21 protein-coding genes and 5 pseudogenes are annotated in these 25,738 nt (G+C 72.4%); 8 read left to right on the top strand and 18 right to left on the bottom strand.

Annotation, left to right across the window (positions count from 1 at the left end; genetic code table 11):
- Window positions 1-70: 70 nt before the first annotated feature.
- The 8 genes from AC6CKD_RS02925 to AC6CKD_RS02890 all read right to left on the bottom strand — a co-directional run bounded on the left by AC6CKD_RS02925 (window position 71) and on the right by AC6CKD_RS02890 (window position 8,575).
- On the bottom strand, window positions 71-2,671 hold the full coding sequence (locus AC6CKD_RS02925; RefSeq protein ID WP_498325419.1) for a SpoIIE family protein phosphatase: 2,601 nt from the start codon (window positions 2,669-2,671) through the stop codon (window positions 71-73).
- A 185-nt stretch (window positions 2,672-2,856) separates the two neighbouring features.
- A complete protein-coding gene (locus AC6CKD_RS02920) occupies window positions 2,857-3,285 on the bottom strand; it encodes an ATP-binding protein (protein WP_498324906.1) in 429 nt (142 codons plus the stop codon).
- 165 nt (window positions 3,286-3,450) lie between these two features.
- Window positions 3,451-3,891, bottom strand: coding sequence for a (deoxy)nucleoside triphosphate pyrophosphohydrolase (locus AC6CKD_RS02915; protein ID WP_498324905.1), 441 nt, complete (start codon window positions 3,889-3,891; stop codon window positions 3,451-3,453).
- Between the two features lie 41 nt (window positions 3,892-3,932).
- On the bottom strand, window positions 3,933-4,136 hold the full coding sequence (locus AC6CKD_RS02910; RefSeq protein ID WP_254382854.1) for an SPOR domain-containing protein: 204 nt from the start codon (window positions 4,134-4,136) through the stop codon (window positions 3,933-3,935).
- 160 nt (window positions 4,137-4,296) lie between these two features.
- On the bottom strand, window positions 4,297-4,674 hold the full coding sequence (locus tag AC6CKD_RS02905; RefSeq protein WP_498324904.1) for a hypothetical protein: 378 nt from the start codon (window positions 4,672-4,674) through the stop codon (window positions 4,297-4,299).
- Window positions 4,675-4,875: 201 nt separating this feature from the next.
- The gene (locus AC6CKD_RS02900) at window positions 4,876-5,628 is read right to left on the bottom strand and encodes a GntR family transcriptional regulator (RefSeq protein ID WP_498324903.1); all 753 of its coding nucleotides are present in this window, start codon (window positions 5,626-5,628) and stop codon (window positions 4,876-4,878) included.
- Between the two features lie 127 nt (window positions 5,629-5,755).
- Window positions 5,756-6,895: a DUF4190 domain-containing protein gene (locus AC6CKD_RS02895; protein ID WP_498324902.1), complete on the bottom strand. Its 1,140-nt coding sequence runs from the start codon at window positions 6,893-6,895 to the stop codon at window positions 5,756-5,758.
- Between the two features lie 105 nt (window positions 6,896-7,000).
- Complete coding sequence (locus tag AC6CKD_RS02890; RefSeq protein WP_498324901.1) at window positions 7,001-8,575, bottom strand: S8 family peptidase; 1,575 nt, start codon at window positions 8,573-8,575, stop codon at window positions 7,001-7,003.
- A gap of 219 nt (window positions 8,576-8,794) precedes the next feature.
- On the opposite strand from AC6CKD_RS02890, the gene AC6CKD_RS02885 reads away from it, so the two are divergent.
- Window positions 8,795-9,916 (top strand): pyridoxal-phosphate dependent enzyme, encoded by a 1,122-nt coding sequence (locus AC6CKD_RS02885; protein ID WP_498324900.1) that lies wholly within the window; start codon window positions 8,795-8,797, stop codon window positions 9,914-9,916.
- Window positions 9,917-9,938: 22 nt separating this feature from the next.
- On the opposite strand, the pseudogene AC6CKD_RS02880 reads toward AC6CKD_RS02885, so the two are convergent.
- The 6 genes and pseudogenes from AC6CKD_RS02880 to AC6CKD_RS02855 form a co-directional block, all read right to left on the bottom strand.
- Window positions 9,939-10,706, bottom strand: a pseudogene (locus AC6CKD_RS02880) (RNA-guided endonuclease InsQ/TnpB family protein); the annotation flags it as partial.
- 108 nt (window positions 10,707-10,814) lie between these two features.
- A complete protein-coding gene (locus AC6CKD_RS02875; protein ID WP_498324899.1) occupies window positions 10,815-11,699 on the bottom strand; it encodes a trypsin-like serine peptidase in 885 nt (294 codons plus the stop codon).
- Entirely contained in the window at window positions 11,615-12,814 is a 1,200-nt protein-coding gene (locus AC6CKD_RS02870) for an alpha/beta hydrolase (protein ID WP_498324898.1), read from the bottom strand. Before AC6CKD_RS02870 ends, AC6CKD_RS02875 begins: the two co-directional genes overlap by 85 nt.
- A gap of 199 nt (window positions 12,815-13,013) precedes the next feature.
- On the bottom strand, window positions 13,014-14,138 hold the full coding sequence (locus AC6CKD_RS02865) for an alpha/beta hydrolase (RefSeq protein ID WP_498325417.1): 1,125 nt from the start codon (window positions 14,136-14,138) through the stop codon (window positions 13,014-13,016).
- Window positions 14,139-14,462: 324 nt separating this feature from the next.
- Window positions 14,463-15,104 carry a response regulator gene (locus AC6CKD_RS02860; protein WP_498325416.1) on the bottom strand — a complete coding sequence of 214 codons (642 nt, stop codon included), beginning with the start codon at window positions 15,102-15,104 and terminating at the stop codon, window positions 14,463-14,465.
- Window positions 15,105-15,166: 62 nt separating this feature from the next.
- Entirely contained in the window at window positions 15,167-16,456 is a 1,290-nt protein-coding gene (locus AC6CKD_RS02855; RefSeq protein ID WP_498324896.1) for a sensor histidine kinase, read from the bottom strand.
- Window positions 16,457-16,613: 157 nt separating this feature from the next.
- Here AC6CKD_RS02855 and AC6CKD_RS02850 point away from each other — a divergent pair, with 157 nt between their 5' ends.
- Window positions 16,614-18,482 carry an FtsX-like permease family protein gene (locus AC6CKD_RS02850; protein WP_498324895.1) on the top strand — a complete coding sequence of 623 codons (1,869 nt, stop codon included), beginning with the start codon at window positions 16,614-16,616 and terminating at the stop codon, window positions 18,480-18,482.
- A 156-nt stretch (window positions 18,483-18,638) separates the two neighbouring features.
- Here the strand turns inward: AC6CKD_RS02850 and AC6CKD_RS02845 are convergent.
- The 3 pseudogenes from AC6CKD_RS02845 to AC6CKD_RS02835 all read right to left on the bottom strand — a co-directional run.
- Window positions 18,639-20,057 (bottom strand): annotated as a pseudogene (locus tag AC6CKD_RS02845) (xanthine dehydrogenase family protein molybdopterin-binding subunit); the annotation flags it as partial.
- Window positions 20,058-20,059: 2 nt separating this feature from the next.
- Window positions 20,060-20,488, bottom strand: a pseudogene (locus tag AC6CKD_RS02840) ((2Fe-2S)-binding protein); the annotation flags it as partial.
- Window positions 20,489-20,498: 10 nt separating this feature from the next.
- Window positions 20,499-20,630: pseudogene (locus AC6CKD_RS02835) on the bottom strand (FAD binding domain-containing protein); the annotation flags it as partial.
- Between the two features lie 227 nt (window positions 20,631-20,857).
- Here AC6CKD_RS02835 and AC6CKD_RS02830 point away from each other — a divergent pair.
- The 6 genes and pseudogenes from AC6CKD_RS02830 to AC6CKD_RS02805 all read left to right on the top strand — a co-directional run.
- Window positions 20,858-21,196 (top strand): annotated as a pseudogene (locus tag AC6CKD_RS02830) (PucR family transcriptional regulator ligand-binding domain-containing protein); the annotation flags it as partial.
- Window positions 21,197-21,546: 350 nt separating this feature from the next.
- Complete coding sequence (locus tag AC6CKD_RS02825) at window positions 21,547-22,566, top strand: PucR family transcriptional regulator (RefSeq protein WP_498324894.1); 1,020 nt, start codon at window positions 21,547-21,549, stop codon at window positions 22,564-22,566.
- 79 nt (window positions 22,567-22,645) lie between these two features.
- Window positions 22,646-23,050, top strand: a complete 405-nt coding sequence (locus tag AC6CKD_RS02820; protein ID WP_498324893.1) for a CPCC family cysteine-rich protein — start codon at window positions 22,646-22,648, stop codon at window positions 23,048-23,050.
- 80 nt (window positions 23,051-23,130) lie between these two features.
- A complete protein-coding gene (locus AC6CKD_RS02815) occupies window positions 23,131-23,712 on the top strand; it encodes a Uma2 family endonuclease (protein ID WP_498324892.1) in 582 nt (193 codons plus the stop codon).
- Window positions 23,713-23,868: 156 nt separating this feature from the next.
- Window positions 23,869-24,138 (top strand): type II toxin-antitoxin system Phd/YefM family antitoxin, encoded by a 270-nt coding sequence (locus tag AC6CKD_RS02810; RefSeq protein ID WP_007266282.1) that lies wholly within the window; start codon window positions 23,869-23,871, stop codon window positions 24,136-24,138.
- Window positions 24,131-24,394, top strand: a complete 264-nt coding sequence (locus tag AC6CKD_RS02805; protein ID WP_498324890.1) for a type II toxin-antitoxin system RelE family toxin — start codon at window positions 24,131-24,133, stop codon at window positions 24,392-24,394. Before AC6CKD_RS02810 ends, AC6CKD_RS02805 begins: the two co-directional genes overlap by 8 nt.
- Window positions 24,395-24,527: 133 nt before the next feature.
- Here the strand turns inward: AC6CKD_RS02805 and ychF are convergent, their stop codons facing one another.
- Window positions 24,528-25,616 carry a redox-regulated ATPase YchF gene (gene ychF, locus AC6CKD_RS02800; protein WP_498324889.1) on the bottom strand — a complete coding sequence of 363 codons (1,089 nt, stop codon included), beginning with the start codon at window positions 25,614-25,616 and terminating at the stop codon, window positions 24,528-24,530.
- Window positions 25,617-25,738 lie beyond the last annotated feature (122 nt).

The raw sequence follows: 25,738 nt of genomic DNA, 5'->3' as shown, positions 1-25,738 counted from the left end.
GGCGGGCCGTCCTGCGGGGGCGGCCCGTGCCCGTTTCTCACCAGGGGCTGCGGACCCCACCCGGCCCCGCTCACCCGTACATGCTCAGCAGTTGCTCCGCCGAGAGTTCCGTCACCGATTCCGCCACCGCGCCCGGGAGCGGGAGCTCGAACCAGACCGTCTTGCCCCGGTGGGTGCGGCGGGTGCCCCAGCCCGCGGAGAGCAGGCCGACCAGCTGGAGGCCGCGGCCGCCCTCGTCGGTGTCCCGCGCCCGGCGGCGGCGCGGCTGGACCAGGTTGGCGTCCCAGACCTCGCAGACGAGGGTCCGGTCCAGCAGCAGGCGCAGCCGGATCTCGCCCTCGCCGTAGCGCAGGGCGTTCGTGACGAGCTCGCTCACCAGCAGTTCGGTGGTGTCGAGCAGTCCCTCCAGGCCCCACGCGGGCAGCTTCGCCCGGGCCAGCTCGCGGGCCCGGCCCACCGAGCGGGCCTCGCGCGGGAGCTGCCAGTCGCCGACCGCGTCCAGCGGGAGGCCCTGGACCCGGGCCATCAGCAGCGCGATGTCGTCCTCGCCGTGCCGGGTGTCCAGGGTGTTCAGGACGTGGTCGCAGACCTCCTCCAGCGGGCGCGCGGGGTCGGCCAGCGCGTCCCGCAGGCCCCGCAGGCCCTCCTCCAGCGGGTGGGTCCGGGATTCGACCAGGCCGTCGGTGTAGAGCGCGAGCAGCGCGCCCTCGGGGAGCTCGACCTCGACCTCCTCGAAGGGTTCACCGCCCACGCCCAGCGGCATCCCGGTCGGGATTTCCAGCAGCAGCCCGGGGCGGGGCGTACCGCCCTCCTCCACCGGTTCCACCAGCACCGGCGGCATGTGGCCGGCGTTGGCGATGGTGCAGCGCCGGGTGACCGGGTCGTAGACGGCGTAGACACAGGTCGCGAGGTACACCTCCGAACGGTCGGCGTCCCGCGAGTGCAGTGCGGCCCGGGAGGCCTGCTGGGAGCCGCCGGGCGCGCCGAGGCCCCGGGCGATCTCGTCCAGCGCGGTCAGCACCTCCGCCGGTTCCAGGTCCAGCAGCGCGAGGGTCCGTACGGCGGTGCGCAGTTCGCCCATGGCCACGGCGGCCCGCAGCCCGCGGCCCATGACGTCGCCGACGACGAGCGCCGTGCGGTGCCCGGGCAGCTCGATGACGTCGAACCAGTCTCCGCCGACCTCGGTGGCGGCGTTGCCCGGAAGGTAGCGGCAGGCGATGTCGAGTCCGGCGGCCTCCGGGTCGCCCGGGGGCAGCAGGCTGCGCTGGAGCATCAGCGCGCGTTCGTGTTCGCGCCGGTAGAGGCGGGCGTTGTCGATGCACACGGCGGCCCGCGCGGCGAGCTCCACCGCGACGGCCCGGTCGCGTTCGCCGAAGGGCTCGCTGCCCTTCGTGCGGGAGAACTGTGCGAGCCCGACCACCGTGTCGTGGGCCACCAGCGGGACCACGAGCGTGGACTGTACGAGGTCCCCTGACTCGGGTCCGCCGCCTTCCACGAGCCGCGGCCGCGCCGTGCGCAGGGCGAACGCCCCCGGCGAACCCGCCGGATAGCGGTGGACCTCGCCTACGGAGACCAGCGCGCCCGGACCCGACAGCGGCGCGTCCGACACGGCCGAGGAGAAGGCCACCCGCCGCAGCGGTGCCGACGGCGCCCGTCCCGGGCCCTGGCCGGGCAGGCTGGGCACGCCCGGGCCCTGCGGGCGGGCGGGGCGGTCGTCGTCGCCGAGCAGCAGCCCCTGGTAGAGGTCGACGGCGGCCAGGTCGCAGAAGCCGGGGACGGTGACGTCGAGGAGCTCGCGGGCGGTGGTCTCCAGGTCGAGGGAGTTGCCGATGCGGTGTCCGGCCTCGTTCAGCAGGGCCAGGTTGCGCCGGACCCCGGCGGCCTCGCGGGCGGCGAGGTGGCGGCGGGTCACGTCGATGCCGATGCCGGCGACCCCGATGGGGCGGCCGGTGCCGCCGTGGACCCGGTAGAGGTTGATGGACCAGTGGCGGTTCTCCCGGCTGCCGGGGGCGGCGCCGGTGATCTGGAGGTCGTTGACGGAGTCGCCGGTCTCCAGGACCCTGCGCAGCGCCTCGGCCATCCGGTCGGCCTCGTGGGCGGGCAGGTAGTCGTGGACGGTGCGGCCGCGGTGCTCTTCGGCGGCGCCGCCGAAGACGGTCGCGAAGCGGCGGTTGGCGCGCTGCACGGTGAGGTCCGTGCCGAAGAGCAGGAATCCGAAGGGAGATTGACCGAATATCGCCTGCGAGGCGGCCAGATCGGATTCGATGCGGCGCAGCGCGCGTACGTCGACCACGACGCAGAGCGCGGCCCGCTCCGCGGTTTCGGTCTGGGTCGGCATCACATAGATCTCAGCCACCCCGTGCGCCCCGTCGCCGCCGGGGATCCGGAACGGGATCAGGCCCGTCCATTCCTTGCCGTCGAGGATCTCGGCCACCCTGCGGTGTGCGCCGGCGCGCAGCTCCGGGGGCATGAAGGCGTCGACGGGGTCGCGACCGACGGCCTCGGCCGCGGTCAGCCCGAAGAGTTCCTCGGCGCGCAGGCTCCACTGGTCGATCAGCCCGTCGGGCCCGATCGAGAAGGAAGCGACCTTTATGTAGTCATATATCGAGCCAGGCGGGCTGCTGTGCCACAGGGAGTCGCGCCAGGTCTCCCCAGACGCTTCCCCGGGCACACGGGCCTGATGTGCCTGTGCAGGTATCTCGCTCACGCGACCGTCCCCTCCAGCTCACCGCAACCGGACCGGCCATGACCGAAGTATTCAGCACCACGGCGCTCTACGACACGGCCTTCGCGATCACAAAAAGATCCCGTTGTTTTCCAGCCAAGCCTTGTGATCGTCGGCTGCCCCTCACCTTGTTACTCACCAGGAAGAGCCAATTCGAACCACACGGTCTTGCCCGACTTCCCGTGGCGGGTCCCCCAGCGCTGCGCCGAGACGGCCACGAGGTGCAGTCCGCGACCCCCCTCGTCGTCGGGTTCGGCGAGGCGTTCGCGGGGTGGATCCGGAAGCGGATCCGAAACCTCCACGAGAAGCGCCGGACCCGTGGGAGCCTCGGCGGCGGCTGGATTGCGCCGTACGAGCCGGACTCCGATGGGGCCGGAGGCGTACCGCAGGGAGTTGGTGACCAGCTCGCTGACCAGCAGTACGGTGACGTCGCCGACGGCGTCGAGGCCCCAGTCGCGAAGGGTGCCGCGCACCGCGTGGCGGGCGGTGCGGACGGCACCCGGTTCGGCGGGAAAGGCCCATTCGGCGCATTCACCGTCTGTGTCGATCACGCCGATCACTTCCCGGGCCGGCTGGCGACCCCAGTCCGGTTCGAGGGAGAACAGAACCTCGGGTACGAGTACGAGATGGGGATTAATAGCGACATACCCGATATTTGCGGCGCCGTACCACTCGGCCTCCCACCGACCGGCGCACTGTGGCGCAGACGGCGTAGCGCGTGCGCGTCACGCGCCCCGGCGGATCCCGGCGCCGGCATCGACGTCGGCGGCGGCATCGGCGCTCAGCCGGCGCCCGGCCTCGGCGACGGCCGGGCGGTCCTGGTCGAGCCAGTCCACCGAGTCAAGGTCCTCGGGGCGGAGCCAGCGCAGCTCGTCGTGGTCCTCCAGCGGGAGCGGATCGCCCGAGAGCAGCCGGGCCGTCCACACGTGCAGGACCAGGCCGGGCTTCAGCGGCCACTCCCCCGGGATCCGCTCCAGCGCCTCGGTCTCCACGCCGAGCTCCTCGCGCAGCTCACGCACCAGCGCCTCGGGTACGGATTCGCCCGGCTCGGCCTTGCCGCCCGGGAGCTCCCAGCGGCCGGCGAGCTCCGGGGGCGCGCTCCGGCGGGCGGCCAGCAGGCGCCCCTCATGACAAAGGGCTCCGCCCACGACCACTCGTACAGTCATGGACGGAGCCTATGGCAGCGGCGACGGGTGCGCCGCACTGCTCAGTTCCTCGTTCCGGTCCGGCCGGCGGTGCTGTCCTGGCCGAGCCGCTCGATCCAGTAGAGCTGCTTGTGCCCTCTGCTTTCGAGGCTGTCGGCGACCTTCTGGGCCTCGGCCCGGGTGGAGTACCGGCCGACCCGGTAGCGGTTGCCGTTGTCGTCCTCACGTATGACCAGCCACGGGAGCAGGGCACCGCTGTCGTTCATCGCGTTTCACCCTCCGCCGACGTACCTGCCCGGGAAACCGCATTGCGCATATGCCCGAGCCTACGCCCGACCTTTACTCAGCGGATACGGTTTTTCACGAAGAGGTACCTCGCAGGCGTACGCATCCGGCCATGCGTACGAGTGGGCCGTGCGCGCCGGTTCAGAGCCCGCGCACGGTCGGCAGCGGAAGGATCACGGCGGCGCCGGCGTCCGGCTTGCGGCCGGCTTCCCCGCAGGTCGCGGCGAGGGAACGACACAGGGAGCGGATCGGGCCGGAACGGACCGGGCGGTCGGCGATGTCCGGGAGCTCGTACGCGGACGCGCAGACGGCACACAGGTGCGGGGACGCGACGTCCTCGACGGTCACGTCCGGGCCGTCGACCGTGTTCGGCCTGGCCAGGTCGCACTTCCCCGTCGTCGCCGGGGCGATCAACGGGCAGCGGACGAGCGCGAGTCCGGCCGCGATGAAGGCGGAGAAGGCCTCGGCATATGTCCCGAAAAGGCCGAAGAAGACCGAGGAGGGGCAGGCCCGCGTCAACTACCCGGCCCTGAAGGACCGGGCCGGGAGGGAGGGCCCAGCCGGCTGCTGGGCGGCCTCCTCCGTCCAGCACCCTGAGCGGGTACTGCGGGGGCGCGTGACTCCGCCCCGCTGCGCCCCAGCCGCCGCAGGGCGGCACTGACTACCGCCCGGATGCGCCCCCTGGCGGATGCACCCCCTGGCCGGGCTGACAGGCCGGAGTCACCTCACCGGCAGGTGGTACGCCAGGCGGTAGCGGTCGGCCGGGACGATGACGTCGGCGGTTTCCACGGCCCGGCCGGACGCGAAGTACGTGCGTCCGATCACCAGCACCACGTGCCCCGGCACCCCGCCGAGCTGCATGCTCTCCTCCGCGAGGCCCGGCCGCGCCCCGACCTCCTCCACCACGTTGTCGACGACCACGTCGATCGCCGCCATCCGGTCGACGACCCCGGCGCCCCCGAGCGGCCCCTCCTCCGGGAGCATCACCGGCGTCCGCCCGGTCACCGTCAGCGGCTCCCAGGAGGTCGACAGCATCATCGCCTCGCCCGCGTCGCGGTAGACGTACCGCGTCCGCATCACCCGCTCGCCCGGCTCGATGCCGAGCCGTTTCGCGATGTCCGCCGGGGCGGCGGCCTGTTCGCTGCTGGAGTCCCAGGTGCCGCGGGCGCCCGCCTCCGCCTGCTCCTGCCGGAAGGGGGTCGAGGAGCCGCCGGTGCGGTAGCCGGAGCGGGCGACGCGCCGCGGAACGGGTTGTTCGCGTACGTACGTGCCGGATCCGGACCGGCCCTCGACCAGGCCCTCCGCCATGAGGACCTTGCGCGCCTCCAGGGCCACCGTGTCCGAGACCCCGTACTCCTCACGGATCCGGGCCTGTGAAGGGAGCCGGGCGTGCGGAGGCAGGGACCCATCGACGATCTTCCGTCGCAGATCCCCGGCGACGCGCAGATAGGCCGGCTGCTCGCCGAAAGTCACAGGGCCACTCCCATCAGGTTGACAGACAGCTACACCCTGGCAACCGACGGTTGTCCATCGCAAGCAAGGGCCAGAGTTTCACCCGAAGTGATGAAGGCAGGTCACCCAAACCCACGCGTCCCACGCGTTACGCGGACTCCCTCGAAGGACTCCGCGCGGGACCGGGCGAGGTGTCGCCCTCGGACTCCGCCAGCCACTCGGGAACCGTCGTCGACAGCCCGTACGCCCCGCGCAGCGCCTTCTCCACGACGACCGGGAGTGCGGCGACCGCCCGGTCCCACGCGTCGAGGAACGCGTCCCCGGTCCTCGCCCGCGCCGCCTGCTGCCACGCGAGCCGTGCGACATCCAGACGCTCCCGCTGCACCCCGGCCGGACCGGCCAGCTCGGGCCGCCCCTTCACCGTGTCCAGGAACCGCGCCTCGGCGCCCAGCGCCTCGTCCATCGTGCGCGCCCAGCCCCGGTAGGAGGGCAGCGCGTCGGCCACCTCCCCGTCCGGCTGCTCCATCAGCGCCGCGTCCACGCCCCTCATGACCCGGAGGAAGGCCACCTGCTCGGGCGTCAGCGTGCCGGCGTCGTTGCGCAGGCTGCCGCGCTGCTCCCCGTGCTCCGTGCCGATCACGCACACGATCCGCCGGTCCCCGTCGCTCCAGCTCCCGCGCGAGGGTGCGAAGTAGTACATCCCCGCGGACGGGGGCAGGGCCCAGGTGTCCATCGCGTACGCGTCCTGCGCGCTCCAGCAGTCCCGCACCGCGGTGTCCCGCACCTGCTTCACGCCCGGGAACCGGTCTTCGGTCATCGAGGTCGCGGAGGTCACCTCCGCGTCGTGGACCTCGGCGCAGTCGATCCGGTACACGGGGGCGTCCTCGGCGAGCAGGTCCCCGTCCGGCACGTTGAAGCAGTGCCCGACGCGCAGTTCGGCCGCGTCCACGAGGGTGCCCGCCACGGCCCCGTGGGCCCCCGCCCCGCGCCCGGAGCCGCTCCGTTCGCCGAGCGCGTCCACGGCCCGTACGGCCGCGGGGACCGCGACGACGGCGGCGAGGCTCATCACCAGCGACGCCACCAGCCCCCAGACGGCCAGCGCTCGGCCCCGTTCGCCCTTCCTCTTCACCTGCGCGAGGGCCACGAGCGCGAAGACGACGCCCAGCGGCGGGAAGCAGAGCAGCCCGACGAGCAGGGAGGCGAGCGCGAAGCCGTTGAGCGGGGGCGGCCCGTACCCGTACCCCTGCGGGGGCGGGGCGGGCCAGTGGTGCGGGGGCTGGGTGCTCACGGTGCTCCAGGAAGCGGGCGAACGAATGCGCGAATAGTACGCAGCGGGGGCGACCGTCGAAACGGTCGCCCCCGCCGGGTCCATCACGTCCCTACCGCGCCAGGGTCAGAACTGGAGCGCCCAGGAGTCGATCTTGCCGGTGTCGATGTTCGCGTTGTCGTTGACCCGGAGCTTCCACACTCCGTTGGCGACCTCGGAGGAGGCGTTGACCGTGACGGTCTTGACGATGTTGTCCGCGCTGCCGCCGCTGCGGTTGTGCAGGTTGTACAGGGTGCCGTCGGGGGCGACCAGGTCGACCTTCAGGTCACCGATGTAGGTGTGGACGATGTTGACCGAGACGCTCAGCGTGGCCGGGGCGTTGCCGGAGATCCCGCTGACGGTGAGCGGCGAGTCGACGGTGGAGTTGTCGGCGATCGCGTAGTCGTTCAGGTTCTCGAAGCGGGTGCCCGGGTTGGGCGGGGTGGTACCGGTGCCGACGCGGAGCAGGCGGTTCGGGGAACCGGTGCCGGGGCTGGTCACCACGTTCGGGGTCGAGGCGGCGACGAGGCCCGCGGAGATCTGGGCCGGGGTGCTGCCCGGGTTGTCCGCGAGGTAGAGGGCGGCCGCGCCCGCGACGTGCGGAGAGGCCATCGACGTGCCCGAGATGGTGTTGGTGGCCGAGTCGCCCGTGCCCCACGTGGAGGTGATCGAGGAGCCCGGCGCGAAGAGGTCCAGGACGGTGCCGAAGTTGGAGTAGCTGGCCTTGGCGTCCGTGTTGGTGGTGGCGCCCACCGTGATCGCCTCCGCGACGCGCGCCGGGGACTTGGTGGAGGCGTTGGCCGTCTCGTTGCCCGCCGCGACGGCGTAGGTGATGCCGCTGGCTATCGAGTTGCGCACGGCGGTGTCGAGCGCGGAGTCCGCGCCGCCGCCCAGCGACATGTTCGCCACGGCCGGCTTGACGGCGTTCTGGGTGACCCAGTCGATGCCGGCCACGACCTGGGCCGTCGTGCCCGAGCCCTGGTTGTTGAGGACGCGGACGCCGACGATCTTCGCCTTCTTGGCCACGCCGTACGCGGTGCCCGCGACGGTGCCGGCGACGTGCGTGCCGTGGCCGTGGCCGTCCTGGGCGGTGTTGTCGTTGTCGATGGCGTCGTAGCCGTCGGCGGCTCGGCCACCGAAGTCCGTGTGCGTCTTACGGACGCCGGTGTCGATGATGTACGCCGTCACACCCTCGCCGGCCTTGTCCGGGTAGGTGTAGCTCTGGTTCAGCGGGAGGGCCGCCTGGTCGATCCGGTCCAGGCCCCAGGAGGGCGGGTTCGGCTGCGTGGCGTCGACGGTGAACACCCGGTTCTGCACGACCGACTTGACGGCGGGGTCCGCGGCGAGCTTCTTGGCCTGCGCCTCGGAGACCTCGACGGAGTAGCCGTTGAGGGCCGCGCTGTAGGTCCGGTCGATCCTCGCGCCGTACCGCTTGGCCACGGCCTTTCCGCTGTCGGCGGTGGAGCGGGCGGCGGAGTCGTTCAGGGTCACGATGTAGCTGCCGGAGATGGTGCCCTGCGCACCGGCGTTCTCGATGACGCCTTCAGCGGCGAGCGGAGCCGCGGAGGCGGGTAGCGCGAGGGCGGCTCCGAGAGCGAGGGCCAGGGTGGCGGTCGCTCCGATGCCGGTGATCTTCCGGCGGGTGTGACGCGTCGCAGACATCTGAGGGGTCCTCCTCATAGGTGGTGCGTTGCGGGGGGTGCGCGGCCGTCGGGACTGCCTTCAGGGCATGGCTTTTAGCCATGCTCATGTCAAGCAATTCGGCCCAACGATGCGCCGCTGACGAAAGGTTGGCGTAGGAGTCGCTCCACCACAAGAGGACAACGAACACGTAACATCCGTGCCATACCTCAGCCATGAACGAGCAAAGGCTCACCGCACATGACGCACGCACTACCCGGCTACGTCTGCGCCGAAGACGGCACCCGTGCCGACGTGCGGACGGCGCCCTGGTGCTGCCCGGTCTGCGGTGGTCCGTGGGACCTCGACTTCACCCCCGATCCGGCCGCCGCGCTGGATCCCCCGGCGGGCCCCAACTCGCTCTGGCGCTACGGCTCCGCACTGCCGCTCACCGGGGCCTTCGGCGTCACGCTGGCGGAGGGGAACACCCCGCTGGTGCCGCTGGCGGAGCGGGTGCACGCCAAGCTCGACTTCCTGATGCCCACACTGTCCTTCAAGGACCGCGGTGCGGTGATGCTCGCGGAGCTCGCGCGCCGGCTGGGGCCGGAGCGGGTCGTGGCGGACAGCAGCGGCAACGCCGGTACCGCCTTCGCGGCCTACTGCGCGCGGGCCGGACTGGCCTGCGAGGTCTTCGTGCCGGAGGGCACCTCGGCGAAGAAGACGGAGCAGATGCGCGCCCACGGCGCGGCGGTGACGGTGGTGCCGGGCGGACGCGAGGCGGCGGCGGTGGCGGCCCGCGAGGCGGCCGACCTGCCGCGGGTGTTCTACGCCAGCCACGTCTTCAACCCGTACTTCCTGCACGGCACCAAGACGTACGTCTACGAGGTCTGGGAGGCGCTCGGCGGCCACCTGCCCGAGGTGATCGTCGTCCCGGTCGGCAACGGCACGCTGCTGCTCGGGGCCGCGCTGGCGGTGGAGGAACTGGCCCGCCGCGGGGTCCGCCCGCCGACGCTGGTCGCCGTCCAGTCGGCGGCCGTCGCCCCGCTGGCCTCCGCCTTCCACGCGGGCGCCGAGGACGCCGAAGCCGTCCCCCAACTCCCCACCCTGGCCGAGGGGATCGCGATCCCGGCGCCGCCGCGGGCCCGCCAGATCCTCGCGGCCGTCCGCAAGTCCGGCGGGACCTTCCTGACCGTCACCGACGAGCAGGTCCGCGCCGCCCAGCTCGACCTGGCCCGGCGCGGCCTCTTCGTGGAACCCACAGCCGCCGCCTGCTGGGCCGCTGTCGGACCCACCGCCCCCGACGACCCCCTCCGGGGCCGCACCGCGGTGGTCCCGCTCTGCGGCGCAGGCGCCAAGACGGGACTGGCCGCACCGGCCGCCTGACCGGGGGCGGGCGCTGTGCGGTGGCCACGTACCGCCTCGCCTTGCGGTAGCCCTCCGAGGCTGCCTGCCCTCGCCTGGGTTTCCGGCGAGCCATCATCCGCTGATACCCGGCGAGCTTCCCGGCCGACTTCCTGCCGTGCTCGGGATGCGGAAGATCGTGATCGTCGCTGGTGGTGGTCGCGGTTTCCTTCACACCCCAGTCGATACCCAGCATGGTGCCAGTCGCCGGAAGTGGGCACGTCTCCGTCTCGACCACGAACGAGGCGTACCAATGACCGAGGCTGTCGCGGTATATGCGCACGCTCGTCGGGTCGGCCGGGAGGTCACGGGACCACAGCACAGTCAGGCCGATGCCGCCCGCGAGGTACAGGCGGCCTCCCCTGAGGCCGAAGCCGCGCCGGGTGTAGTTGAGGGTGGGACCGGCCAGAGCCCTCTTCTTCAACTTGGGCATTCCCGCACGCCTCTTAACCTGCAGCCGGTCCTTTACATCCTTGAGCGCTCTGGTACGGGACTTCGCGAAGTCGCGGATAATCTGCTGCTGCGGCACACTGCTGCCCTCACGGAGCCATGCGAGCTGGGCGCGGGCTTCGGTCAGCATCCTGTCCAGACGCGCGGACCCGCACTTCTCGCTTTCACGGTGGGCCTTCTTAGACCGGGCGACGCACTCGTTCCAGATCCAGCGGCACCGGTCCCACTCACCCAGCAGTGTGGCGAGCGCGGTGGACGACACGCGAAGCCGGTACGTGTACCGGGCATGCCCGGCACCCTCTACCTGGACCGTTGTCGTCATGACGCGACCGTAGCGCCACGCCGTTCACGTCACTGATCGGATTCCCCCACAATCCCACGAACGAGTGATCCCACACTCGTCGGAGGTCGTGCCGCTCGGCCACGCCTTTCAGCCCTTCGCCGCCCGCTCGTACAGGGCCTTCGCCCGGTCGTCGAAGAGCGCGGCCGTGGAGTCCACGTCGGTGTCCCCGCCGCTCAGCACCCCGATGAGCTGCCCCGGCCGCCCCGGACCGCCGCGGTCGGCGATCCACGGGCTGCCGCTCGTCCCCGTCCAGAACCCGGAGCAGTTGATGTAGAGCATGGCGGGGTCGTCCTCGTCGTGCCGGCTCTGCGTCGTACAGGCGACGGGCTTGTTCTCGGGGTTGTGCTCGGACTCCGGATAGCCGACGACGGTCACCTCCCGCTCGTAGCCGGAGGTCCAGACGGGCTTCGGGGCCTCCCCGTGTCCGACGACCTCCTGCAGGCTGCGCCCCTGCGCGTCCGGTTCGACGCTGAGGAAGGCGAAGTCGGCGGTGTCCTCGCCCCACTTCGACCAGCGCTCGTCGACCTCGACGGAGCGCACCTTCCACACCCCGAGCGGCCGCTGCCCGGAGCCGCCGCCGGAGAACGCGGGGGCGAAGGCGAGCTCGCCGATGGCCAGCCCGTCGTGCGCGGCCTCGCCCGGCCGCCCGTCCTCGCCGGCCGGAGCCACGCAGTGCGCGGCGGTGGCGACGACATTGCCCTGCGGGCTGTCGACGACGCTGGCCGTGCACCAGTGCTCGCCGTTGGCCGTGAGGACGCCGACGGTCGGGAAGGCGAGCACGCCGCGGTCCTCGTAGCCGCCGGAGTCCTCGACGAACGCCACCGCGAGCAGCGCCGCGGCCCCCGCGAGGGCGGCCGAGACGATTCCGATCCCCTTGAGGCCGGGGCTCACCGCTGGGCGGCGCCGCTCGCGCCGCCGCTCGGGGCCGGCCTGGGCTTCGGGGTGGGTGCGGACATCACCTTGCTGATCCACTCCAGTGCGCCCTCCCTCATCCCGCGTACGTACGACTTCCCGTTGTGCTCACCATCCTGGATCACCTGCAGGGTGGTGTGCACGGGACCCTTGCCGTAGTCCTTCATGAACCGCTCGGCCTTGTCCCGGCCGGATTCCGCGGTGCCGATCTGGAAGTTCACGTAGACGGCCGGGCCGCCGGCCGCGATCAGCTTCGCGGCGAGCTTCTCGGGGTTGTTCTCGTCCATGGCCTGCGTGTTCCCCTTCCACAGCGGGGAATCGGGGACGATGTCGACCCCGCTCGCGATGGCCGCCTTGAAGCGGTCGGGGTACTTCAGGACGTGCTTGAAGGCACCGAATCCGCCCGCCGAGGAGCCCATGAAGGCCCACCCGTCGCGGGAGGTGAAGGTCCGGAAATTGGCCTTCGTGAAATCCGGGACGTCTTCGACCATCCAGGTGCCCATCTTGGGCTGTCCGGGGATGTCCGAGGCGTCGAAATGGTTCTTGGTGTCGGCGTTGTGCACCGGCATGACCAGGATGAAGGGCAGGCTCTTGCCGGACTTCGCCCCGTCGCTCACGGCCTGCTGGAGGCCGAGGCCGGGGCCCGTCCCCCAGTAGTTCGTGGGGTAGCCGCGGCCTCCGGGCAGGGAGATCAGGACCGGGAAGGCGCTCTCGGCGTACGCCGGGTCGTCGTACTCCTTCGGCACCCAGACCCACACGTCGCCCGTGAACCCGGACTTCTTGCCCGTCAGGGTGGTCTTGGCGATCTGGGTGCCGTCCGGCAGCCGGGAGGTCCGGACGAACTCCGCCTTCGGCCCGGTCGGCATGCGCACGCCGGGCCCGGTGTCGGAGGCGGTGGAGGCAACGGGCTTGGGCTTCCCGAACGACACGGGATCGCCCACGTCCGAGAAGAGCCCGTAGTGGTGGGCGGCCGCCCCGCCGCCCGCCACGAGGGCGAGCCCGAGCCCCCCGCTGATCAGGATCAGGCGCAGCCGGCGCCCGGGGCGGCGGCCCCCGGTCGTCGCGGCGGCTCCCGTCGCGGCTCCGCCGTCCCCGGCCGCGGCGGCGCCGCCCTCGGGCGCGGCTCCGGCGCCCCCGGTCGTGGCGGCGCCGTCACCCTGCAGGTCTTGGTGCACGGATCGTTCCCGTTCCTTCTCCGGCGCTCCCCGGGAGCGCGGGTTGGACCGTTTGGTCCCCCTCACATCCTTAACAGAGGTAGGAACGACCGGATGGGTTGCCTGGGAGCGGTGGACGTGGCGAGGACCACGCCGGGGGCGCGCGCCGTCCGCGGTGCGCGAGGCGGCCGCTCCCCCGGGCGGGTGCGTCCGATCGCGGTCAGCCCGTCTCGGGCTTCGGCCCCTTGAGCACCTTGCTGACCCACTCCAGCGAGCCCTCCTTCATGCCGCGGACGTAGTGCCAGCCGTTGTGCTCGCCGTTCTGGATGTCCCGGATGGTCATCTTGAGCGGGCCCTTGGCGTACTTCTGCTGGAACTGCGCCATGCGGTCCTTGCCGCTCTCCTTGGTCCCGATCTGGAAGTTGACGTAGACCTCGGGACCGCCCGTGTCGATCAGCTTCTGGGCGAGCTTCTCGGGGTTGTTCGCGTCCATCTCCGCCTGGTGGCCCTTCCAGAGCGGGGAGTCGGGGACGATCTCGCCGCCGCTGGCGATCACGGCCTTGAACTTGTCCGGGTGCTGGAGGACCTGCTTCATGCCGACGAAGGCGCCGGAGGAGGAGCCCATGAAGGCCCAGCCGTCGCGGGACTTGTACGTACGGAAGTTGGCGCGGGTGAAGTCCGGGACGTCCTCGGCGATCCAGGTGCCCATCTTGGGCCGGCCGGGGATGTCGGAGCCGTCGTAGTAGTACTTCGCGTCCGGGTTGAGCACCGGCATGATCACGATGAACGGCAGGCTGGTGCCGGCCTGGACGCCGTCGCTGATGGCCTTCTGGAGGCCGAGGCTGCGGTCGGCCCAGTAGTTGTTCGGGAAGCCGTTGCCGCCGGGGAGCGCGATGAGCACCGGAAAGCCGCTCTTGGCGTACTTCGGGTCGCCGTACTCCTTGGGCGTCCACACCCAGACGTCGCCCTCGAAGCCGGACTTGGCGCCCTTGATGCGGGTCTTGGCGATGATCGTGCCGTCGTCGAGCTTGGCGGTCTGCTTGAACTCGGAGCTCGGGCCGGTCGCCGGCTGCACGTCCGGGTCGCCGGTCGGCGCGGGCGGGCTCGCGGGGGCCTGCCCCGGGCTCCCCTGTGCCGCGTCCGCGGTGACGGGCGGGGTCTTGCCGAAGCTCACCGCGGAGCCGTTGCCGGAGAACCACTCCTGCTTCCAGGCGGCGAAGCCACCGCCGCCGAGGACGAGCACGAGGGCCACGGCCGCGCTGGTCCACAGCACGCGGCGGGAGCGGTCCCGGCGGGGCGGCCGCGGGGGCTCGTACGAACCGGGGCCGGCGGGGGGCCCGGGTATGTGCGGGGGGACGTACGGCTCGTCGCGGTACGCCTCGTCGCCGTGCGCGGGGTTGCCGGCGGGTCGGTACGGCTGGTTCGACTGGTGCGGCGGGTACGGCGGGTACGGCTGGTTCGACTGGTACGGCTGGTCATCGGGCCGCGGGCGCTGCGGGTCCTGGTGCACGAACTTCGCTCCGAACGGTCATGACTGCCCCCCGGTGGGACAGAAGGGACGGGGATCCCCCTAGTCCTGATGTGTGAATCCCCCGGACAGTTCCAAATCAACGCAAAAACATGATCCGAATCCCTGCCGTCCGCAACCTGAACGGCGCCCGCTCCGCCGTCAGCCCCGCAGGTAGGCCAGGACGGCGAGGACCCGGCGGTGGGATTCCTGCGCCGGGGGCAGGTCGAGCTTCATCAGGATGTTCCCGATGTGCTTGCCGACCGCCGCCTCGGAGACGGTGAGCCGGCGGCACACCTCGGCGTTGGAGTGCCCCTCGGCGACCAGCGCGAGCACCTCCCGTTCGCGGGCCGTCAGCCGCTCCAGGGGGTCGCGGCGGCGGCTGATGAGCCGGCGCACCACCTCGGGATCGACCACGGTCCCGCCGGCCGCCACCCGCGCGACCGCGTCGAGGAACTCCTCCACCTGACCGACCCGGTCCTTGAGCAGGTACCCGACGGCCGTCCCGTCTCCGGAGTCGAGCAGCTCGGCGGCGTACGAGCGCTGCACGTACTGGGACAGGACCAGGACGGGCAGGTCCGGCCGGGTCTCGCGCAGCCGCACGGCCGCGCGGAGTCCCTCGTCGGTGTGGTCCGGGGGCATCCGCACGTCGGTGACGACGATGTCGGGCCGGTGCTCGGCGACGGCGGCTTCGAGGGCCGCGGCGTCGCCTACGGCGGCCACCGTGCGGTGGCCGAAGCGGGCGAGCAGGCCGACGAGGCCCTCGCGGAGCAGCACGGAGTCCTCGGCGAGGACCACGCGCAGCGGCTGCCGGGCGGCTCCCGCACGGTCCGCCGGTCCGTCAGGAGCGGCGTGGTCCGCCGGGGTCAGCGGGTCTTCGGTGCCTTCGGAACGCAAGGGATCTCCACACGCAGCAGGGTCGGGCCTCCGGGAGGACTGGTCAGGGTCAGTCTGCCGTCCACGACGGACACCCGGTCGGCGAGGCCCGTGAGTCCGCTCCCCCGCCCCGCGTCCGCGCCGCCGCGGCCGTCGTCGGAGACCTCCACGGTGAGGCGGGTTCCGTCGTGCCGGCCGGTGACGGTGATCCGGCCCGCCCCGCTGTGCTTGGCGGCGTTGGCCAGCGCCTCGCTGACGAAGAAGTACCCGGCGGATTCGGCCTGTTCGGGCAGCCGGCCGGGGAGGTCGAAGTCGGTGTCGACCGGGATCGGCGAGCGGTCGGCGATGTCGGCGACGGCGTCGGGCAGGCCCCGGTCGCTGAGCACCTGCGGGTGGATCCCGTGGACGAGCTCGCGCAGCGAGGTCAGCGCCTGCCCGGCCTCGGCGTGCGCGGCGGCCAGTTGCGCGGCGAGCGGGCTGCCGGGCGGGGCGTCGAGCCGCGCCAGGCCCAGCGTCATGGACAGCGCGACGAGCCGCTGCTGCGCGCCGTCGTGCAGGTCCCGTTCGATGCGCCGGCGCTCGGCGTCGAAGGCGGCCGCCAGCCGGGCCCTGGAGCTGGTCAGCTCGGTGACCTTGACGGCCAGGTCGCCCCGGCCGGGGCCGAGCATCAGCCGGGTCAGGGCCGCGCGGGCCGCCGCCACCGCGCCGAGCGCGTAGAGGAGGAGCGGGAGGAGCAGCAGGCCGACGGCGGCGCACAGCAGGGCCTCGGGGTAGCCGGTGATGCCGTGGATCTTGAGGGGGTTGGCCTGTTCCCCGTCGAGGGCGAGCAGGACCGGGGTGGCGAGGAGGTCGGCCGGGACCAAGAGCGCGGTGCCGACGGCGACCAGTTCCAGCGGCCACAGGAAGGTGGCGGCGAGCACCGCGAAGCCCAGTTCCCGCCAGGTGGCCTGCTCTCGGAAGCGGGTGCCGGCCCACGCCGCGAGCCCCGTACGGTCCGGATCGCGGTGCGGGTCGGGCAGGGGCGCGGAGCCGGGGTCGAGCAGCCGCAGCCGACGGCGCTCCACGGCCGCGAACGGTACGCCGGACAGCGCGAGCGCGGCGAGCAGCGGGAGCCCCACCAGAACGACGGCGAGCACCGTCCCGCAGACGGCGAGCAGCACCAGCACGACGAAGGCGAGGGCTCCGGTGACGCCGCCGCCGAGCAGGTATCCGGCGGCGCGCCAGGGCCGGGCGGAGCGCAGGTACCGGCCGGGTTCCGGGCCGAAGGGGGAAGGCGGCATGGGTTCACGGTAGGCGGCGGGCGCGGGCGGTGCGGTAGGGCTGGCCCTACCTCCGGGACTCGCCCCTGCCCCGCTGACCGGGGGCCGCGCGGCCGGTTGGCTGGGGTCCATGCTGAAGATCGCGTTGAGGTCGCTGCGGCGGCGGTGGATGACACAGGTGGGAACGTTCACGGCGGTGGCCCTGGGGGTCGCGCTGATGACCGTCATGGGGCTGGGGCTGGCCGCGTCGGCGGGGCTGCCGGCGGGGGCCGAGGTGGGGGGCCTCAACTCGATGCTGGGCACCGCGGGCGGGGTGAGCTCGTTCGTGGCGGCCTTCGTGGTGGCGTCGACCTTCTCGTACGCCGTGGCCGCGCGCCGCCGGGAGCTGGGGCTGCTGCGGCTGGCCGGGTCGACGCCGGGGCAGTTGCGGCGGCTGGTGATGACGGAGGCGGCGGCGGTCGGGCTGGCCGGGTCCGCTGCCGGGCTCGTCCTGGGCCGGGAGGGTGCCCCGCTGATGGCCCGCTGGACCGTGGCGCAGGGGCTGGCGCCCGCCGGGTACGCGATCGGGGACCAGACCTGGCCGCTGCACACGGCGTTCTGGACGGGACTGCTGGTCGCGCTCTCGGGTGCGTACGCCGCGTCCCGGCGGGCCGGCCGGGTCGGTCCGCTGGAGGCGCTGCGCGAGGCCGTGACGGACGAGCGGCCCATGACTCCCGGGCGCTGGGTGGCCGGGGGCGGGCTGCTGCTGTGCGCGGTCGCCTTCGTGGGGTGGCGGCTCGGCTCGGACCCGGGCTCGCTGCTCAAGCGCAAGACGTACACCTTGCAGCCGATGCTGCTGATCTCCGCGTGCGGCCTGCTGGCCCCGGTGCTCGTACGGCCCGTCGTACGGCTGCTGATGTGGGTGCCGGTCCGGCTGACCTCCTACGCGGGCCGGCTGGTGCGGGCGAACGCCGGCGCCGGGGTCCGCCGGACGGCCGCGGTGGCGGCGCCGGTGCTGGTGATGGTCGCGCTGACCGGATCGCTGCTGGGCTCCGCCTCGACCATGAAGGAGGCGAAGGCGGTGGAGGCCCGTGCCCGGACCGGCGCGGACTACGTACTGACCGGGGGGCGGCTGCCGGAGTCCGCGGGGATCGCCGGCGTCCCGGCGAAGAACGCCCTCGCGGTGGCCGACACCAGGCTGACGGTGCTGGAGGAGGGGTTCGTGAAGGTGCCGACGGAGGCCTCGGCGGTCGACCCGGCGGCGCTGGCGGAGGTCGCCCGGCTGCCGGTGGTGGCGGGTTCGGTCGCCGACCTGGACGACGGCGGCATCATCGTCACGGAGGAGTGGTGGCAGCACCGGGTCGGTGATTCGGTACCGCTGTGGCTGGCGGACGGCACCGCCGCCCGGCTGCGGATCGTGGCCGTGATGCGGACGGGCACCGGCGACAACGGGGCCTACGTCACCCCGCGCAACGCGCCCGGCGCGAAGGTCTCGCGCATCGAGGTCAGGGCCCCCGCCGCCGCGGCGCCCGCGGTCCGCGAGGCGGCGGCCCGGTACGGGGCCACGGCCCACACCACGGAGGAGTGGCTGACGGCGACGCACCCGCGGACGAACCGCTTCACGGTGCTCGGCTACGTCCTGGTCCTCGGCATCGCCCTGGTCTACACGGCGATCGCGCTGGCCAACACCCTGCTGATGGCCACCTCCGACCGGGCCGGGGATCTGCGCCTGCTCCGGCTGGCCGGGGCCACCCGCGGCCAGGTCCTCGCGGTGACGACGGCCGAATCCCTGCTCGCGGCCGCGGTCGGAGCCCTCCTGGGGACGGCGGTCACCGCGGTCAACCTGGCGGGCATGCGCGCCGCCCTCGCGGTCCTCGGAGTCGACTCGCCCGTGGTCGTCCCCTGGCTCCCGATGGGTGCGGTCGCCGGAGCGTGCGCCGCGCTCTCGGCGCTCTGCACCCTGCTGCCGGCGGCCCGCGCCCTGCGCCGCCGGACGGGGCGGCGCAGGGCGCGGTCGGGTGAAGCGCCCCGCATCGCGGCCGGGTTGGCCTCGGCAGCATCAGGCTGACCGCGACGGTCGCGGCGCTGGCGATGACGAGCGACCGGTCAGGACCCGGTGAGGTGCTCGGGGCGCACCGGCGTCCTGTTCAGCTCGAGCCCGGTCGCGTCGCGGATCGCCGCGATGACGGCCGGGGTGGACGACAGGGTCGGGGCCTCGCCGATGCCCCGCACCCCGTACGGCGAGTGCGGGTCGCCCAGTTCGAGGTAGTCGACCGGGAGCGTCGGCGTGTCGAGGATGGCCGGGAGCAGGTAGTCCGTGAAGGACCCGGCGCAGCAGCTCGGCGACCGGAGCCGGACCCTCCACGACCTGGCCGGTGGGCATGACCGTGCCCTGCTCCATGGCGTTGAGCCGGCGGAACTCCACCGGGTCCATGCCCAGCTTCGCCGCGAGCTTGTCCATCTGGGCCTCGTAGGCGAAGCAGGCCTGGACGGCGCCGAATCCGCGCATCGCGCCGCACGGCGGGTTGTTCGTGTAGAGGCCGACCGCCTCGATGTCCACGTCGTCGATGACGTACGGGCCGACCGAGAGGGAGGCCGCGTTCCCGACGACCGAGGCCGTGGACGAGGCGTAGGCCCCGCCGTCGAGGACGATCTTGCACGTCATGTGCGTGAGCTTGCCGTCCCGGGTGGCGCCGTGCTCGTAGTACAGCTTCGCCGGGTGGCGGTGCACGTGCCCGAAGAAGGACTCGAAGCGGTTGTAGACCATCTTCACCGGCTTGTCCGTGCGCAGCGCGAGCACGGAGGCGAGGATCTGCATCGAGATGTCCTCGCGGCCGCCGAAGGCGCCGCCGACGCCGGCCATCGTCATGCGGACCTTCTCCTCGGGCAGGCCGAGGACCGGGGCGATCTGCTTGAGGTCCGAGTGCAGCCACTGGGTGGCCACGTACAGGTCGACTCCCCCGTCCTCGCAGGGCACCGCGAGTCCGGACTCGGGCCCGAGGAAGGCCTGTTCCTGCATGCCGAAGGTGTACGCGCCGGTGACGACGACGTCGGCGCGCTCACGGGCGGCCGCCGCGTCCCCGCGCACGATGGGCTGGCGGTGCACGATGTTCGGGTGCGGGACGTGGCCGGAGTGGTGGTCGTCGCGGTTCTCGTGGATCAGCGGCGCGCCTTCGGCGAGGGCGGAGGCCTCGTCGGTGACGAGGGGCAGCTCCCGGTACTCGATCTTGATCTTCGCGGCCGCTCGGCGGGCGGTCTCCGGATGGTCGGCGGCCACCAGGGCGACCGGCTCGCCGTGGTGGCGGACCTTGCCGTGCGCCAGGACCGGAGTGTCCTGGAACTCCATGCCGTAGTACTTCATCGGGGCCGGCAGGTCCTCGTAGGTCATGACCGCGTGGACGCCGGGCAGGGTCAGGGCCTCGGAGACGTCGATGGACAGGATTTCGGCGTGCGCGACCGTGGACCGCAGGGTCTGGCCCCACAGCATGTCCTCGTGCCACATGTCCGAGGAGTACGCGAACTCGCCGGTCACCTTCAGGGTGCCGTCGGGGCGCAGCGTGGACTCGCCGATGCCGCCCTTGGTGCGGGCGCCCTGGGTGCCCCGGGTGACCTCGGTGGGGATGCCGGTGGTGGTGCCAGCCATGATCAGACCGCCTCTTCTCGGTGTTCCCGGCGGGCGGCGGCCAGGCGCACCGCGTCCAGGATCTTCTCGTAACCCGTGCAGCGGCAGAGATTGCCGGACAGGGCCTCGCGGATGTCCGCATCGGACGGCTCGCCGACCCGCTCGACCGTGCCCGTGCCCGTGCCGCGACCCCCGTGCGCGGCACGCTGCTCGGCGCAGGCGGCCGGCCCCTCGACCGTCACCACGTCCCGGCCCTCCACCTGACCGGCCGCGACGAGGCAGGAACAGACCGGCACATCGGCGGGGCGGACGGTGCGGGAAGCGCATTCGCCCTGCTCACAGGCGTTCGTGGAGCCGGGCAGACCCAGCCGCTCGCGCAGCAGGTAGCGGCGGAGGGACTCCCTCGCCCGGGCGTCATCCGCTTCTCTCGGACGGCCGTTGACCGTGAGGTCACGCGCATGCTCACGCCACTCCTTCCGCGCCGCGGATCGTCCCGCGGCGGTACGACTCCCAGGTCCGGCCGAGCGCGCGGCGGGCCATGACGCCCACGGCGTGCCCGCGGTGGCTCGCGGTACCGCGCACGTCGTCGATCGGGGCGAAGAAATTCCATGAGCGGCTCTCCTCAGTCGCATGCGGCCAGAAGTCGTCGTCGGCCGCATGCGCAGAAGTAGACCGCGCGCCGCACGGGGCGGGGCAGTCACCGATCGCTCAGAACCGGCTTCTCCGACGGCTGTGGACGAGCGTGCTTTCGTCCATCCGCACCTCGCTGAGCTGCGTCGTTCCCCCTCCCGCACACCGCGCTCCGTGCGAAGGTAGCGATCATGCGGCTACGTGAACTCCTGGACGCCACCGAGCTCGGACTGCTCCTCCTCGTGGGCCATGCCAACGACGACACGGGCACCCCGCCCGGCGACGGCGCCCTGCTCGACCGAGTCGTCACCGCCGTCGCGACCAACGACCTGGCCGACCCCGGCCGCTTCCTCACCGGCGGCGAGCTCGTCCTCACCGGACTCGCCTGGTGGAAGGGGGACGGGGACGCCGAGTCGTTCGTACGCGTCCTGCGCCGGGCGGGCGTCACGGCCCTCGCGGCCGGCGAGGTGGAGCACGGACTCGTCCCGCACGACCTCGTGCGCGCCTGCCGGCGGCACGGGCTCCCGCTGATCGCCGTACGGCCGGAGACCTCGTTCGCCGCGATCACCGAGCACGTCCTGCGCCGATTGCACCGCCGGGACCCCGGCGAGCTCGCCGGCCTCGCCGCCCTGGTCGAACGCCACCGGCGGCTCCTCACCGACCGGGCCGCCCCCGACTCCGTACTGGAGCTGCTGCGGCACACCCTCGGCCTCGACGTGCGCGTCCTGTCCGCGACCGGACGCCAGATCGCCGGAGCCCGGCCGCCGCTGCGCGCCAAGACGGCGGCGGCCCTGGCCGCCCGCTACCTCGCCGCCCGCCGCGCGCGAGAGACGGCCCCCACCACGTCACGGTCGGCGCCCGCCCCTACTCCCTCGTGCCGGTGCCCGCGCCCGCGCCCGCACCCCTGCGCGCACCCGGACCCGGACCGGCCCCGCACGCCGCCGAACTGGGCGACTGGCTGCTCGTCATCGAGGCCGACACCTCCCGCTGGCCGGCCCCCGACCGCGAACTCCTCGACCGCACCGTCGAACTGGTCGCCGACGCCCGCGCCGCCCACGAGCAGGCCAAGACGGCGCGCAACGACCTGGCCGACCGGTCCCTCGCCCTGCTGCACAGCAGCGTCCCGGCCGAGGAGATCCCCATCCGGCTGCGCAGCACCGCGCAGGCCGTGGTCAGCGCAGTCGGCTACTGGCCGCGCTGCCAGTTCGTGGTCGCCGCGGGCGAGTGGCACGGCACCGGCCCCGTCCCCGCCGCGGCCCTGCGCGTCCTCCTGGAGGAGGCCCTGGTCCAGGAGGACGGCCCGGTGCCGGTCTCCACGGAGGACATCGCCGCCACCGTCGACGGGGACCGGGCCGTACTCCTGGTGCTGGTCCCCGAGCCCTCGGAGGCGCACCCCGACCCGGCCCTCGACCACGCCGCCCTCCATCGCAGGCTCTCCGCGGCACTCGCCCGCTGGCTCGGCCCGGCGGACGGCGTCTCCATCGGCGTCAGCTCCCCGGTGGCCGAGCCGGGGAACGCCCGCCGAGCCCTGGAGCAGGCCCACAACGCCCGGCGGATCGCCCGTGCGAGCCCCGACCGGGTGACGGTCCGCGGCCCCGAGGACCTCACCTCGCACATCCTGACCCTGCTCCCCCTCATCCCGGCCGAAGCCCGCCGGGCCTTCGCCACCCGCCTGCTGGGCCCCCTGCGCGATCACGACCGCCGCCACCGGACCGACCTCCTGAACACCCTGGAGACCTTCCTCGACTGCGACGCCTCCTGGACCGCCTGCGCCGCCCGCCTCCACCTCCACGTGAACTCGCTGCGCCGGCGCATCGCCCGCATCGAAGACCTCACGCACCGCGACCTGTCCCGCCTGGAAACCAGGCTGGACTTCCTGGCGGCCCTGAAATCCGGCTGACGGCGGCGGGGACGGGGGCGGGCCGCCGGGGCGGGGAATCCCGTGGTGCCCCGGCGGGACCTGCGACCAGACTGTCCGGGTGAGCGACTCCCACCCCTCCCTCCCCTGCCCCTGCTGCGGCCACCGCGTGCTGGCCGAGATGCCCGGCTCCTACGAGATCTGCCCCGTCTGCTTCTGGGAGGACGACGGCATCCAGTTCCGCTGGCCGGCCACCTCCGTCGGCGCGAACCGGGTCTCCCTGATCGAGGCCCAGCTCAACTACCGGACCTTCGGCGCCTGCGACCAGCACGGCCGCCCGTACGTCCGCCCGCCCTCCGCGGACCAGCCCCTCGACCCCGCCTGGCGCCCCATCGACCCGACGCGCGACTCCTTCGAGGACTGGGACTCGGAGGAACGCATCCCCTGGCCCGACGACCGCTCGGTGCTCTGCTGGTGGCTCCCCACCTTCTGGCGCCGCGACCACCCGGCAGCGCCCCCCTCTTGACGGCGCGGAAAGCTGACGAAAATCATCCGGCCGAGATCGTTGGCCCTCCAGCCCGAGCTTCGGGCCGCTACCGTGAAGCCATGACCGCACTGCCCGACTGGATGCGCCCGCCGCGCGCGGAAGGCTGGTTCGCGGAGGACCTCGACCGCCTCCCCGAGGCGCCCCGCCACACCGAGCTGATCGACGGAGCCCTCGTCTTCATGATGTCGCCCCAGAGGTCCTGGCATGGCCGCCTCGTCACCGCCCTGACCACCACGCTCATGGCGCAGGCGCCGGCCGGCTTCGAGGTCGAGCGCGAGATGACGATCCGCCTGGATGCCCGCAACCGTCCCGAGCCGGACCTCCTGCTGACAGACCTGCCCTACGACCCCGACCGCACCTGGTACGCCCCGGAGGACGTGAAGCTCGTCGTGGAGGCGGTCTCCCCCGAGTCCGCCCATCGCGATCGCACAGTAAAGCTCCGCAAGTACGCGGAGGCCGGCATCCCGCACTACTGGTGCATCGAGGACGAGGACGGGGAACCCGTCGTCCACGTCTACGAGCTCGACGAACCCACCGGCGCCTACGCGCCCGCCGGGATCTTCCGGGGTACCCTCCAGCGCCCCGTCCCCTTCGAGGTCAGCCTGGACCTCGACAAGCTCACACCGCCCCGAAACAGCTGAAAAGTCAGGACCTGCATGTCTGCCAGATCAGCGACGTGGTGTTACTTCATCCGCTCAGACGTTGAAGCGGAACGTTGAGTACAGCCCCCACCTGCGGAAACGCGGTTTCCGCCGCGCGCATTGTGTACACATGGGACACTCGGTACCCTTGAGCTCATGACGCAGCCGCTGCCCATAGAGTCCATCCGCGACGTGCGCGCCCACCTGGCCGAGGTCGTGGAGCGCGCGGACCGCGACGACGTACCCACGGTCATCACACGCCGCGGCAAGGAAGTCGCCGCCGTGGTGTCCATCGAGGTGCTGCGCAAGTACCAGGAATGGGAAGAGCGCGAGATCAACCGGATCATCGACGAGCGCATGGCCAACCCGGCACCCGGCATCCCGATCGAGGACATCATGAGGGAGACGCTGGCACGCAGTGAGTGAGTACCGCACCGTCTTCCGACCCGAAGCACAGGCAGAGCTACGCAAGATCCCCCGCGACACGGCACTCCGCATCCTGGCCAAGCTGACCGAGCTGGAGAGCGACCCCCTCGGTTTCAACACCACCGCTTTGGTGTCCCAGCCTGAGCGTCGCCGGCTGCGAGTCGGCGACCACCGCGTCGTCTACACGATCGACAACGGAGAACTGGTGGTCTGGGTCGTGCACGTCGGACACCGCTCCACCGTTTACGACACCTGACGCCAACTGATTCAACGTCAGAACATCCAGCACCCATCCAGCACGGTGACGACGAAGGGGTCGACCTCCTCGGAGGTCGACCCCTTCTGCCCTGCGCGCTTGACGAATCACCTAGCGCACAGTATCGATCCGCTCAGACGTTGAAGCGGAACTCGACGACGTCGCCGTCCTGCATGACGTAGTCCTTGCCCTCCATGCGGGCCTTGCCCTTGGAGCGGGCCTCGGCGACCGAGCCGCACTCGACCAGGTCCGCGAAGGAGATGATCTCCGCCTTGATGAAGCCGCGCTGGAAGTCCGTGTGGATCACGCCGGCGGCCTCGGGGGCGGTGGCGCCCTTCCTGATGGTCCAGGCGCGGGTTTCCTTCGGGCCGGCCGTCAGGTAGGTCTGCAGGCCCAGCGTGGCGAAGCCGACGCGGCCGAGGGTGGCCATGCCGGGCTCTTCCTGGCCGACCGACTGGAGGAGTTCGAGGGCCTCGTCGTCTTCCAGCTCGATCAGCTCGGCTTCCAGCTTGGCGTTGAGGAAGATCGCCTCGGCCGGGGCCACCAGCGCGCTCTGCTCGGCCTTGAAGGCGTCGTCCGTCAGCTCGTCCTCGTCCACGTTGAAGACGTAGAGGAACGGCTTGACCGTGAGGAGGTGCAGCTCGTGGAGGAGGTCGCCCTGCTCCGTGCCCTTCGTGATGCCGTGCGAGAAGAGGGTGTCGCCCGCTTCGAGGATCTTCGTGGCCTTCTCGACGGCCGCCAGGACCGCGACCTTCTCCTTCTGGAGGCGGGACTCCTTCGTCAGGCGCGGCACCGCCTTCTCGATGGACTGGAGGTCCGCGAGGATCAGCTCGGTGTTGATGGTCTCGATGTCGTCCTTCGGCGAGACCTTGCCGTCGACGTGGACGACGTTCTCGTCCTTGAAGGCGCGGATGACCTGGCAGATCGCGTCCGACTCGCGGATGTTCGCGAGGAACTTGTTGCCGAGGCCCTCGCCCTCCGACGCACCGCGCACGATGCCCGCGATGTCGACGAAGTCGACCGTCGCCGGGAGGAGCTTCTGCGAACCGAAGATGCCGGCCAGGACGCCGAGGCGCGCGTCCGGAACGCCGACGACGCCGACGTTCGGCTCGATCGTGGCGAACGGGTAGTTGGCCGCCAGCACGTCGTTCTTGGTCAGGGCGTTGAACAGGGTCGACTTGCCGACATTCGGCAGGCCGACGATTCCGATCGTGAGCGACACGTTGGCGACTTCCCGTAGCTGGAGGGGGCGGCGGCCCGGAGTGGGCCACCGGACAGTTTACTTTCCGTTGAGGGCGCCTCGGATGTACGCGTGTCCGGGCACGCGATCGGCGGCCTCCCCGC

The sequence above is a fragment of the Streptomyces sp. GQ60 genome (assembly GCF_059758875.1).
Note: the sequence above shows the minus strand (reverse complement) of the source record. Positions and strands in the feature narration are given on the sequence as shown.